Source organism: Streptomyces glaucescens (assembly GCF_002154375.1).
Lineage (GTDB): Bacteria > Actinomycetota > Actinomycetes > Streptomycetales > Streptomycetaceae > Streptomyces > Streptomyces glaucescens.
The window spans coordinates 1-10,736 of sequence record NZ_MUND01000681.1; the positions used below are offsets into that span (position 1 = coordinate 1).

Consider the following 10,736-nt stretch of genomic DNA (forward strand, 5'->3'; position numbering starts at 1 on the left):
GCGTAGGCGGCCCCGGGGCCGGTCCACAGGCCGATGGGGGACAGGGCGACGGCGCTGGCGACCGCGCCGGCCCGGGCGAGTTCGAGTGCGACGGCTCCGCCGAGCGAGTTGCCCACGACGGGCGGGCGGGTGAGGCCCACTGTGGAGAACCACAGGGCGACCTCGGTGGCCAGTGCCTGGACGGTGGGCCTTGTGTCCGGTAGCGGTGGGCTGTCGCCGAATCCCGGAAGGTCGACGGCCACGACCTCGCGGTCCTGGGCCAGCAGATCGATGACGGGCGCCCAGCCCTCCCGGTCCAGCTGCCGGATCACCACCAGAGGCGACCCCGTGCCACGGCGACTGCTGGCGAGTTGAAGCGCCGGCATATTCTGATCATACGGGCATTGCGGCATCAAGGCGACGATTCGGGCTCCCATCGGGGACGGGTTCGGACGCAGCCCGGAGGAGCCTCGGGTCACCTGCGCCTGGCAAGCGGCCACATCGCCCCGGGGCACTGGCTCGGCTCACTGCTGCGGCTCCTGACCATTCCGAGCACTCCTGGACAGCTGCCGCCGCTGACCCCCGTGCGCACACCTGGTCACCGGGGCAGGATGGAGAAAACGACCAGCTCCGCTCGATCGCGGTGCCGGGAGGAGGCGACGATGCTCCGGACGCGGCTGTGCGACGTGCTCGGTATCGAGGTGCCCCTCATCGGCGCACCGTATGGGCCATTCGACCAGGTCGAGCTGGCCGCGGCCGTCTGCGAGTCGGGCGGCCTGGGCAGCCTGGGCACTGCGGTGCGCCCGGTCGCTGACCTGCGGCGTCAGTGGGCCCGGATGCGTGAGCTGACCGATCGTCCCTTCGCCATCAACCACACCCTGCGTCCCCTGAACGAGGAGGCGTTTCAGGCGACGCTGGACGAGCGTCCGGCCGCGATCTCCTTCCACCTCGGTGTCCCCGACGACCTGGTCAAGCGCGCCCATGACGCGGGCATCCTGTGGATTCAACAGGTCATGGACGTCCGGCAGGCCGAGCAGGCGGTGCGCGCGGGCGTGGACGTCATCGTCGCCCAGGGCGGCGAGGCGGGCGGCCAGGGCGGCGAGGTGTCGACCGTGGTGCTGGTGCCGCAGGTCGTGGACATCGCGGCAGGAACTCCGGTCGTTGCCGCGGGCGGGATCGCCGATGGCCGGGGACTGGCGGCGGCACTTGTCCTGGGAGCTCAGGGCGTAGCCATCGGCACACGGCTGCTCGCGTCGGTGGAGATGAACATCGCCCAGGAGTGGAAGAGCCGGATCGTCGCCGCCGAGGCACGCGACACGATCAAGCTGGCGCACAGCGACAGGTTCATGCCGCCGTTCTCACGGCCTGATGCCTACGGCTTCCCCCGGTCGCTGCGTACCGCCTTTCTCGAGGATGTGGAAGCACACCCCGAGCGGGTACAGCCGGCCGAAGCCGGTCCCCGCATTGTGGAGGCCATGCTCACCGGACGAGGACATGAGTTCCTCCCGTTCACCGGACAGTCCGCGGCCCTCGTCCACGAAATCCTTCCGGCAGCCGAGATCGTGCGGCGGATCGTCGACGACGCCGAGACGATTTTGCGCCGGACCGCCGAGGCATGCACGCGGGCCGCTCCGCACTGAGCAGGGGGCCCGTCCACCGCGTTCCGTGATCACTGCTCCGTCAGGAGGCGTCACTGATCGTGATCATGTTGTTCGGGCTTGACGCCTTGGAGGACTTCTTGTTCCCTCGGCACGCGCAACGGTCCCAGACCGGTACAGGAGAACCTCCGAAACTACTTTGACCTGCGGCAATCCATCAGATCAGTGGCCGGGACTTCGCCAACAGGCACTGCAGTTCGCGGGTGGCCCCTCGTGGGAGAAGACCCGCCGCCTGACCGAGCCGTCCGCCCACGACGACGATCTACGTCAGCTCGCCTACCAGCTGATGGACGCCGCCGGCTTGCAGCGCGGCCGCCTCACCGGCATCGCCCTGCGCGGCGAAGACCTCATCGACGCCGACCGGGTCGCCCAGCAGATCAGCCTCGACGACACCCGCGACGACCGACTCCGGGCCGAGCAGGCCATGGACCGCATCCGCGACAAGTTCGGCCCCCACGCCATCGGACCAGCCGCCGTCTTCCGCCGCGCCTCCTGACTGGCAGCCCGGCCTCAACTGCCCCGTCAGCCGAGCGGCGACGTCGCAGTTCAGTCCCGTCATGCTCGATCTGCAGATCAGCGAGGGCGCGGTACGGGTGTCCGTGTGGGGCAGCGACCCGGTGCTGCCGGACGTTCGTGATCGCCCTGGCGACGACCCCGGCGGGGACATCGCTGGCCGCGCCACCCCCTGACACCGCGCCCGGGCATGCGTTCCGGACCACGGGTTCACCCGGGCGGTCGGGCGCGCAGCGGGTGTCGGTTGCTTCCTGGGAGGGGGTGCGCCCGCGCTGACGGCGCTGAGAGCTGGCGCGCGGCACCCGCCGGGTCGGTTCGGGGCGACGTCGAACCAGGGCATGAGGCCGATCAGGGATGGACACGTCGCGGAGCCGGTTCATCCGCGAACCGGCGGGCACCTTGAACTCCATGACGACCGGGGGGCAAGTCGTACCCACACCTACGCCTACGGCCCCACCGGCCTGCCCCGCGGCACCACCGAAGCAGCCCCCCAGCCCTACCGCTACACCGGCGTCTACCTCGGCCCGGGGTGACCTGGTGGACGATCTGATGATTGTCATGCTGCACAACGAGTCGGACAGCGGCTTCCTCGCGCAGATCCTCGTGGCCCGGCACATCGCCGCCGAGCACGCCGACGCTGTCCCGCCCGCCACACAGGGGCGGGTGCCACCTGTGCGCCCACTACGACGGCACGGCGACACCGGCCTGTGGAGCGAGCACTGAGCCCGCGGCCTCTTCCTCCCCTGGCGACCTTCTCCAGGTCCACCAGCAGCCGCGGATCGACCGTCGTAGGAGCTCGGCCGCCGCCGTGGCCCCGCTTCCCCGCAGGGCGACACGCACGTACGCTTGCGGCTTTTTCGGGTGCGGGTGGGTTGTCTACTGGACGTCGACGAGGTCCTCGCGGGAGGTAACGGCGGAGGTGGTCGTGGCGCCCGCGTAGACGAAGCGGTAGGAGCCGTCGTATGTCGCGGTCGTGGTGGTCTTCAGGGCACCTGTGGAGCTGGACTTGATCGTCTTCAGTGTGGCCCAGCTGGTCCCGCCGCTCCTCTTGTACTGGAGCTTCACGTACTGGTTCGCGAGGGCGACATAAGACTCCTTCTCCCAGTCGGCGCGGGTCAGCCTGCCCGTGACGGTGAGCGTCCCGCCCTTGCGGATCGGCTCGGGGGAGGCATTGACCGTCAGGGCGGATGCGCGCAGGACCTTGTGGGCCGTGAAGTCTTCGTTCCACAGCCTGCTGTCGTCGCCGGCGACCGCGTCGACCCGCACGGGCCAGGTGCCGGCCTGACCGTTGGAGTGCAGGAGGTTCACGGAGTGGTCCTCCTCGGGGTGGTCCGCTCCCACCACGTAACCGGTCATGGTGCCCTGGCAGTGCGAGGTGGTGGCCGAGACGGGGGTGCAGTCCAGCCAGGAGATGCCGTTGATGTCGTCCACGACGAACCGGCTGCCGAGCGAGCGGAACAGGTCGAGCCAGACGGCCTTGACGCCGGTGGGGTGGCTGGCGTTCAGCGACACCTTGAACGTCACGCTGCCGGTGCCTGCCACGATCGGCTTGCCGCCGTTGATGACGACGTCGGAGACGGTCGGCTGCACGGACTCGGCCGCCGTGACCTGGGCGGACGGGACGGCGAAGGCGGTCAGGGCGAGGGCGCCGGTGACGACGCCGAGGGTGGTACGCATGCGCATGTCTCTTCCCCAAATACGGGACCTCGTCGCCCTTCGTCGCCTGTGGCTCGTGAGCGCGACAAGATCCAGGAAGTGTCGGAGTCTGTTGACTCGCATGATCAGATTCACGGTCCCGGGAAATGGTTGCACGGTGACCGAGAAGTGGTCGGTGATCCTCATCAGGTCGGGGTGGAAAGCGTCAATGTCGTTCGTCGGCAACGCGCCTGGCAGGTACACGGCCCGTCCGGGCTCTAGTTAGTGCCGGTCTCTTTGAGCGCAGCAGATCGAGGCAGTGCCGGAAGTGTCGGCGCGTGCGGGCGCGGTTGTGGAGGCGGGCGACCGGGGGGAGGGCGGTTGCGACGTGGTCGCCACGCAGAAGTCACGTTCTCCTGCGACTGGCTCAGCCGGTCGCAGGAGAACGCCGCTTACCAGGCGGGGGTCATTCGCCGAGACCCTGGCCGAACCCGCCGTCCACGGGCAGTTCCATGCCGGTGGTGAAGGTGGCCTCGGTGGCCAGGTAGAGCGCGGCGGCGGCGACCTCTTCCACGGTGCCTCCGCGGCCCATCGGTGTGGAGGCGTTGCCCTGCTCGATGAACTCGGCGCGCTGCTCGTCGGTCAGTTCGGCGACGCCCATGGTGGGGGTGAGGATGAAGCCCGGGGCGATCGCATTGACGCGGATCTTGCGGGGAAGCAGCTCGGCGGCGAGCACCTTCGCGAAGGCGGCGACAGCCTCCTTCGCCCCGGAGTAGGCGCTGAGACCGGGGAAGATCCGGTCGTTGGAGACGGTGGTGAACACTATCGAACCACCCTCAGACATCAGCGGCACCAGTCGCTGGACGGTGAAGAAGGCACCCTTGGTGTTCACGTCGAAGATGCGGTCCCACGATTCCTCTGTGACCTCTTCGATCGTCTGGAACTCGGCGATGCCCTGGTTGATGAACAGGTAGTCGATGCCGCCGAGGCGGTCGGCGACCTGATCGCCGAGGGCGGCGATGGCGATGGCGTCAGTGGCATCGGAGCGCACCGGGTGGGCCAGCGGGGTGTCGAGCGCCGCCTGAGCCTCGGCGAGCCGCTGGTCGTTGCGCCCGGTGTACATCACTTCGGCACCGCGGTCGGTCAGGGCTTGGACGATGGCCCGCCCCATACCGATGGTGCCGCCGGTGACGACAGCCCGTTTGCCTGCCAGGGTCTTCGGATCGATGGTCGAACGTTGCTGAGTGCTCTGGTTCGTTGACATGGCGGCTAAGCTAAACCTTGACGTCAATGTCAGAGTCAAACTTCTGTGCCGGGAGTCACATGTTCATCGGCGAGCTGTCGAGGCGCACCGGCGTCAGCACCAGGAGCCTGCGGTACTACGAGCAGCAGGGGTTGCTGCGACCGCGGCGGCGAGCCAGCGGCTACCGGGAGTTCGATGAGTCCGACGTGGCCGCCGTGCGCCGGGTCCGGATTCTGCTCGCGGCCGGGCTGAATACTGACCTGATCCGGGAGGTGCTGCCCTGCATGGCTGACGAGGGAGCCATCCTGGCGCCAACCTGCGAGGAAATGGCCCAGGACCTCAAGCGCGAAGGCGAGCGCCTGAGCCGCTCCATCGAACAGCTCCAAGCCGCCCACGCCATGCTCAGCTCGATCATCCACGCAGGCGAAGCGATTACCGCCGGGGCCGGCCGCAACGGATAGGGACGCGAGTTCCGCAGCGGGTGCGTCCACAACTCCGCCGACAGCATCGGTCGGCTGGTCGAGACACTCAACGACTTCTGGGACGCGGTGTAGGCGTCAAGTGGCAAAACGTTCGGTGGACAGGCCGAACAACAGGGTGATCGCGCCGCGGGACCGGACGTCCGCCGGCAGGGCATCGTCGGTCGGCAGTGTTGGAGGAACCGTAAACGATCGTAATCGAGCAGTTCCTGGGACTCCTGCCTCGAGAGGGAGGGGACGGTCAGGACTCGGGCGCGAACGTGATGCGTCTGATCCTCCACCCGGACGGCTTGGCCTCCCAGTTCCTGGACTTCGCCGACGTCCGCGCCCATCCCCTCGGCCGTCTCGTCCACCAGGTCAATGCCACCGGCCACAGTGACCTGCGGGAGCTGTACGACGAGGTGTCCGATCCGGCCCCGCCGAACCTGGACGAGACTTCCGGCTTGGTGGACCCATGGGCATCGCGGTGCCACTGCGGGTCCGCACGCCATACGGAGAGATCTCGTTCTTCAGCATGATCGCCACCTTTGGCTGTCGCTCGTCGTCGGCGCCGCCGGTGTCTCCGCGCCGGACGTGTCCGGGGGGAGCCAGCGCAGCGCCTCCAGGACATACGGCTCGGCCGTGGCCGAGGGGGCGGGGGTGGAGGCGGCCGGCGCGAGCGCGTCAGCCGGTAGGTGCTGCGTACCGAAGGGCAGATGGATTGTGAAGCTGGTGCCCTGGCCCAGCGTGCTGTCCGCGGTGATCGTCCCGCCGTGGTCGCGCCGCCCCCGGGCCTGCCACCAGCGGCGGATGGAGGCGACGGCGAACGCGGCAGTGTCGTGATCAGTTCCGACACTGACCCAGCCGGTGTTCGCGGCGATGTCATAGATCCCGTAGGGGATCGCCTTGCCCGGCCCCTGCCGGTTCAGGAAGTCATGCGTCTTGACCAGGACCGGTTCACCGGCAGGCCGCCACTGGCGGCCCGCGCCCTTGTAGTCGCCGACGAGTTCTTTCTTCTTCGCATCCACGCTGATCACCGGCTGGTCGGCGCCCATATGCCCCTTGGCCTGCTCGTTGATGTAGCGGAACTGAGCGTCGCGGTCCGGGTGCTGCCTGCCCTCGAGGGTCTTGGCGCCGGCCTGCAGGCTGAAGCCCTCCTCCCGCAGCAGGTCCCCGACCGTGTCCGCGCTCACCCGGTGCCCCTGCCCGGCGAGCGCGGCCGCGAGGCTTCTGGTCGACTTCACCGTCCAGCGCAGCGGCGACATCGGATCACCCCGTTCGTCAGGTTCCACCAGTGCCAGCAGCGCGGGCCGCAGGCCCGGATCGAGATCTGCGGACCTCCTCCGGCCACCGCCCTGCCTGCGTACCCGACCCAGGGGCTCCTCGCCGGCCTCCAACTCGTCCACGCCCTTGCGGACCGTCGTCTCGCTGACCTGGGCCGCCCGTGCGACCGCCCGGATACCGCCGTGGCCCAGGATTCGGGCTTCGGCCCCCATCATCAGCCGCCGCTGCCGTTCGTCGAGGTGCGGGAACAACACTCGAAACTTCACAGCGAGTTGACCGCGAACCTCGTCTGAGACGCTCATACCACAACAACGAGCCAAATCATGGGAAGCAACACCTTGATTCTCTGCAAGCCCTTAGCTAACCGTCAGCGCTTGTGCGCTGGCCTTCCCCACACAGCGCCCCGGAATAGTCATTCCGTCCATCAACGAGACATACCTCAAGGGCCACTACCTGTCCGGCCACGACATTGCCGAACGGATCCCAGATAACCGGTTCGCCAGCCAGTCCGTTCCCGTTGTATACGGAGCCGTACTGGTTGCCGGTGGAGGGATAGTAGAGCCATACCCTGGTTCCGTGGCCGTCGCTGCAGTAATCGTGCAGCACGATGTAGTCATCGTTGCTACCCCCGCCCGGTGCGCCCTCCCCATGGTCGACGAAGTCCGCTGCGCCACAGCCGTCGAGGGTCTCCACCGTGAAGCTGTCGTCGACCTGCGCACCGGGGGGCAGGCTGAGCCGGTGCTGTGTGGTGCTGCTGTCGGGTGCGGACCCTCTCACTGTGTCAGCGGCCTGGGAGGGCACAGCAGCGCCGATCAGGAGAGATGCGCTTGCAAGGGTGAGGGAAACGGTCTTGGGCCGCATGAGCTTCTCCTTGTCTGGGGTCCACATGGTGTCCTGGAACCGCGCGCTATCAGGCTGGCAGGAGGGACAAGTCCGAACAACCTGCCCGCATTTCAACCGTCACGAAAGGGCCACCGAAGTCCAGATCAATCCTGGTGGCTTCTACTGGGCCAGGCCGGATGTTCTCGTGCCGATCGAGGCTGCGTATGGTCTTTTTTCGACACTCATTGGGAAGTTACGGCGTGCAACGGTGGGCGCATTAGGTCACACCTGTCCCGCGCTCCTATGGCCGGTTCGGGGCGTTGCCGGCCGGGGTGGTCAGGAAAGACCGTCGGTGAACAGCCTGCCCCCCCCACAAGCTGACAGGCGGTCGCTTCGTCGGCACATACGCCAGAGCCGTACGCACCTATGCTCCTCGCACTAGGGTTCGTCTTCAAAGATCATCTGTTGGTAGATCATGGTGGGGTGATACGCCGTCATGAACTCACCGATCTGGAGTGGGAGCGACTTCTCCGCTGCGGTGAGACTCTCCAGTATGGTCCGGGCGGCCTCCTCCAGCTGCTTGAGTTGGACCGGCCGACGCGTCCGACACTGCAGCCGCGGCAGCCAGGCCCACGCCCTGGAAGGAACCCAAGTGGTGCATCGACGCCGGGGTGGACTCCGCGTGGTACATCGAGCGCATGCGCGGCTGCGGCATCTGGCGCGCTGAAGTCCACGCCGTCGATGTGCGAACAGGCCGCATAGTCGGGGGTATCAAGTACCTGGTCATTGGATACTCCTTCTCGGCCCGGGACACCAAGACATGGGCCTACCAGGTGAGGCTGCTGGAGTCATCCCGATGGGGGCGAGGTGAACGGCACCAAGGTGTCCGGGAGTGCCTCCTGCGTCGGCAAGTGCAAGGTCGTCAACAAGAGCTTCCCAGCGCAGGCTATCTCCAAGAGCGTTGAACCTTACGGACAGTTCTTCATGGACACCACCATCAACACCGCTGCCTCAAAGCAGCGGGGAACAGGCCGGAGCGTCGCGTCCTGGACGTTCACCAACTCCCAGTGGGCGGCGCCATCGGAGCCCACCAAGCACTCCACTGTGGATGTCCGTTGCGATAACGCCTTGCCCGGTGCTCCTCGCCAGGTCGGCTGCGTCAATCTGCAGGCCGTGCCGGTTATCAGTTACAGCCTGACAGGCCCCTGGCCGGAGGTCGCAGACCACATCAAGGATGCCCAGGCAACGGGGCTGCCGGGTAAGTACGGCACGACGAACTTCCTGACACGGCTCACCGATCAAAAGAAGATCAAGGAGAGCAGGAACAAGGCTTGCCCGTCGAGCCTGCAGCGCCCGCCGGGCAAGTCCTGTGACGAGTACGCCTTCGCCAGCACCTGGCAGGGCGCCAAGTACGGGAGCGGCAAGTTCAGCCGGCGCATGATCGATGCTGGGCAGAACACCAATGCGGGCAAGGCTCTCAAAGGCTTCTACGCCTATACCCGAGCCTTGGAAGGAGACCGGTTCCTGGTATGGATCAGGTAGACCCAGCCGGATGAGACCAGACGAGGCCATCGTGAATCAGCCAATCCCTACAGGCGCAGCACTGGTGCACGCTGAGTACCACCTCTTCCAGATCGCGGATCCACAGGGGCCTGTGGCCGACGACCTGGACGCTAGCCGCACCGGCCTGGTGTCCGCCGATGGGGGAGCCATCGAGGTGACCACCGGGATCCACACTGGTGATGTCCAAGTCAGGGTCGAGCCGCACTACCAGCGGCCCGAGCCTGTTGAAGGTTGGGAAGAGATCGCTGAGATCTCATGCCACTCCCCCTCCGGAGAACTGCTCGTAACGTCCTTCATGGATGACCCAGCGGATCTGCCCTCGTTGGCGTCCCAGGGCCCCGGTTCATACCGGCTGCGCATCCACGCGCGTGGCAGGGACAGGGCCATCGACCAAACGACGGTGGACGAAGTTGTCGAGTCGTACCTGGTCCAGAGCTGGCCCGCCTCTCACGAGGGCGCTCTCCTAGTGAAGGCGACAGACACGTACGGAGTCCAGGTGCGAGCTCGACAGGCGGACCACACGATCGTCATCGACCACGAGGACTCACTAGATACCCAGACCGGCCGGGAACGCGACATCCTCCGCAGAGCCGAACGCGGCGAGTACTCCTGACCCTCGATCATGCGTGCTTCGGGGGCGGCTGTGCCGCCCCACCGAAGCACGCCTGCTACTGACCACTTCTCTGAGCCCCTGGGGGCAGCCCAGGTCGGGGACACAGAGCGCGAACGTCACCGCGTTGAGAACCGCCTACCCCTACCTTTACGACTATCCCGCGGTACGTAGGTTGCGACGACATCCGCATGGAGTACGAGGAGGACGGGCTCGGCAGCGGGCGGGTCTGCCTCGACGACGAGGGCCGGGCCAACGTCGAGTTCACCCAGGTCCCCAACAAGGTGATCGCGCAGGCCGTCGACGAGATCCGTTCCCCTACCTCCACCATGCCGACGACCTCCTAGTGACCTGAGTGAACTGCGTGCAGTCAGCCCGCTGACCTGGTGTGACGATCAGGGACAGTGGGCAGCAGCGGCCGTCCGCGCTCAGGTGGAGCTTGGTGGTGAACCCGCCGCGCGAGCGGCCCAGGCCCTCACCTCCTGCGCCACCCCTCACCAGGCGGGCGACGAGACTTTGCCACGCTGTCTCGCCCTGGTGTTCTCCCACCCCGGCCCCTTTTGATGCGGGGCCGGTGGCGGCTCGGTGCGGGCGCCGGCTGCATGCTGATGCGCCCGCACGATGGTGGAGTCAACCGAGATGTCCCAGTCGATCTCACCCGCCGCGTCCGCCGCGGCCTGGACTTGCTGGAGCAGGCGTTCCCACGTCCCGTCAGCCGACCACAGCCGATGGCGTTCATAGACCGTCTTCCACGGCCCGAATCGTTCCGGCAAGCTGCCCCGTCGAAGGACTTTGGCGACGACTCCCTGCGCGAGCTGCTGGGCCACTCGCCGCTGCGCCGGATGGAGCGCGCCCAGGCCGCCGTGACGGCGGTACTCCAGTCGCAGGTCGACCTGGACGGGCTGCTGGACGACATAGCCAACGACGTGACGCTGCCGGCCCAACAGTACGAGATCGCCCAGCGCCTGGCC

12 protein-coding genes and 3 pseudogenes are annotated in these 10,736 nt (G+C 67.3%); 9 read left to right on the forward strand and 6 right to left on the reverse strand.

The window, feature by feature from the left end; genetic code table 11:
• Positions 1 to 311, reverse strand: a 311-nt coding sequence (locus CCN42_RS34765; RefSeq protein ID WP_245877603.1) for an alpha/beta fold hydrolase, incomplete at its 3' end; no start/stop codon positions are given.
• 39 nt (positions 312 to 350) lie between these two features.
• On the opposite strand from CCN42_RS34765, the gene CCN42_RS34770 reads away from it, so the two are divergent.
• The 4 genes from CCN42_RS34770 to CCN42_RS42920 all read left to right on the forward strand — a co-directional run bounded on the left by CCN42_RS34770 (position 351) and on the right by CCN42_RS42920 (position 2,873).
• Positions 351 to 1,619: an NAD(P)H-dependent flavin oxidoreductase gene (locus tag CCN42_RS34770; protein WP_245877604.1), complete on the forward strand. Its 1,269-nt coding sequence runs from the start codon at positions 351 to 353 to the stop codon at positions 1,617 to 1,619.
• A 157-nt stretch (positions 1,620 to 1,776) separates the two neighbouring features.
• Positions 1,777 to 2,133, forward strand: coding sequence for a hypothetical protein (locus tag CCN42_RS34775; protein ID WP_339384462.1), 357 nt, complete (start codon positions 1,777 to 1,779; stop codon positions 2,131 to 2,133).
• Between the two features lie 61 nt (positions 2,134 to 2,194).
• Positions 2,195 to 2,326 carry a hypothetical protein gene (locus CCN42_RS45760; protein ID WP_281259554.1) on the forward strand — a complete coding sequence of 44 codons (132 nt, stop codon included), beginning with the start codon at positions 2,195 to 2,197 and terminating at the stop codon, positions 2,324 to 2,326.
• 361 nt (positions 2,327 to 2,687) lie between these two features.
• Entirely contained in the window at positions 2,688 to 2,873 is a 186-nt protein-coding gene (locus tag CCN42_RS42920; protein ID WP_086741386.1) for a hypothetical protein, read from the forward strand.
• 153 nt (positions 2,874 to 3,026) lie between these two features.
• Here the strand turns inward: CCN42_RS42920 and CCN42_RS34785 are convergent, their stop codons facing one another.
• The gene (locus CCN42_RS34785) at positions 3,027 to 3,833 is read right to left on the reverse strand and encodes a hypothetical protein (protein WP_086741387.1); all 807 of its coding nucleotides are present in this window, start codon (positions 3,831 to 3,833) and stop codon (positions 3,027 to 3,029) included.
• Between the two features lie 418 nt (positions 3,834 to 4,251).
• The gene (locus tag CCN42_RS34790) at positions 4,252 to 5,049 is read right to left on the reverse strand and encodes an SDR family NAD(P)-dependent oxidoreductase (protein ID WP_086741388.1); all 798 of its coding nucleotides are present in this window, start codon (positions 5,047 to 5,049) and stop codon (positions 4,252 to 4,254) included.
• A 59-nt stretch (positions 5,050 to 5,108) separates the two neighbouring features.
• Between CCN42_RS34790 and CCN42_RS34795 the strand changes: the two genes are divergently transcribed.
• The gene (locus tag CCN42_RS34795; RefSeq protein ID WP_086741389.1) at positions 5,109 to 5,489 is read left to right on the forward strand and encodes a MerR family transcriptional regulator; all 381 of its coding nucleotides are present in this window, start codon (positions 5,109 to 5,111) and stop codon (positions 5,487 to 5,489) included.
• Between the two features lie 746 nt (positions 5,490 to 6,235).
• Here the strand turns inward: CCN42_RS34795 and CCN42_RS34805 are convergent.
• Positions 6,236 to 7,072, reverse strand: a pseudogene (locus CCN42_RS34805) (ISAzo13 family transposase); the annotation flags it as partial.
• Between the two features lie 58 nt (positions 7,073 to 7,130).
• The gene (locus CCN42_RS34810) at positions 7,131 to 7,631 is read right to left on the reverse strand and encodes a hypothetical protein (protein ID WP_143662126.1); all 501 of its coding nucleotides are present in this window, start codon (positions 7,629 to 7,631) and stop codon (positions 7,131 to 7,133) included.
• Positions 7,632 to 8,459: 828 nt separating this feature from the next.
• On the opposite strand from CCN42_RS34810, the gene CCN42_RS34815 reads away from it, so the two are divergent.
• From CCN42_RS34815 to CCN42_RS42930, 3 genes are all read left to right on the forward strand, one after another.
• Positions 8,460 to 9,134, forward strand: a complete 675-nt coding sequence (locus CCN42_RS34815) for a NucA/NucB deoxyribonuclease domain-containing protein (protein WP_086741391.1) — start codon at positions 8,460 to 8,462, stop codon at positions 9,132 to 9,134.
• Between the two features lie 10 nt (positions 9,135 to 9,144).
• Positions 9,145 to 9,768, forward strand: coding sequence for a hypothetical protein (locus tag CCN42_RS34820; RefSeq protein WP_245877605.1), 624 nt, complete (start codon positions 9,145 to 9,147; stop codon positions 9,766 to 9,768).
• Positions 9,769 to 9,956: 188 nt separating this feature from the next.
• Positions 9,957 to 10,112 (forward strand): hypothetical protein, encoded by a 156-nt coding sequence (locus CCN42_RS42930; protein ID WP_158102177.1) that lies wholly within the window; start codon positions 9,957 to 9,959, stop codon positions 10,110 to 10,112.
• On the opposite strand, the pseudogene CCN42_RS45110 reads toward CCN42_RS42930, so the two are convergent.
• Positions 10,105 to 10,538: pseudogene (locus tag CCN42_RS45110) on the reverse strand (transposase); the annotation flags it as partial. The gene CCN42_RS42930 and the pseudogene CCN42_RS45110 sit on opposite strands and share 8 nt — an antisense overlap.
• Between CCN42_RS45110 and CCN42_RS41815 the strand changes: the two are divergent.
• Positions 10,494 to 10,736: pseudogene (locus tag CCN42_RS41815) on the forward strand (hypothetical protein); the annotation flags it as partial. The pseudogenes CCN42_RS45110 and CCN42_RS41815 overlap by 45 nt on opposite strands.

Coding starts and splice junctions, on each gene's coding strand:
- CCN42_RS45760 (WP_281259554.1), top strand. CDS start 2,195: ATGCTCGATCTGCAGATCAGCGAGGGCGCGGTACGGGTGTCCGTGTGG.
- CCN42_RS34785 (WP_086741387.1), bottom strand. CDS start 3,833: ATGCGCATGCGTACCACCCTCGGCGTCGTCACCGGCGCCCTCGCCCTG.
- CCN42_RS34790 (WP_086741388.1), bottom strand. CDS start 5,049: ATGTCAACGAACCAGAGCACTCAGCAACGTTCGACCATCGATCCGAAG.
- CCN42_RS34795 (WP_086741389.1), top strand. CDS start 5,109: ATGTTCATCGGCGAGCTGTCGAGGCGCACCGGCGTCAGCACCAGGAGC.
- CCN42_RS34810 (WP_143662126.1), bottom strand. CDS start 7,631: ATGCGGCCCAAGACCGTTTCCCTCACCCTTGCAAGCGCATCTCTCCTG.
- CCN42_RS34820 (WP_245877605.1), top strand. CDS start 9,145: ATGAGACCAGACGAGGCCATCGTGAATCAGCCAATCCCTACAGGCGCA.
- CCN42_RS42930 (WP_158102177.1), top strand. CDS start 9,957: ATGGAGTACGAGGAGGACGGGCTCGGCAGCGGGCGGGTCTGCCTCGAC.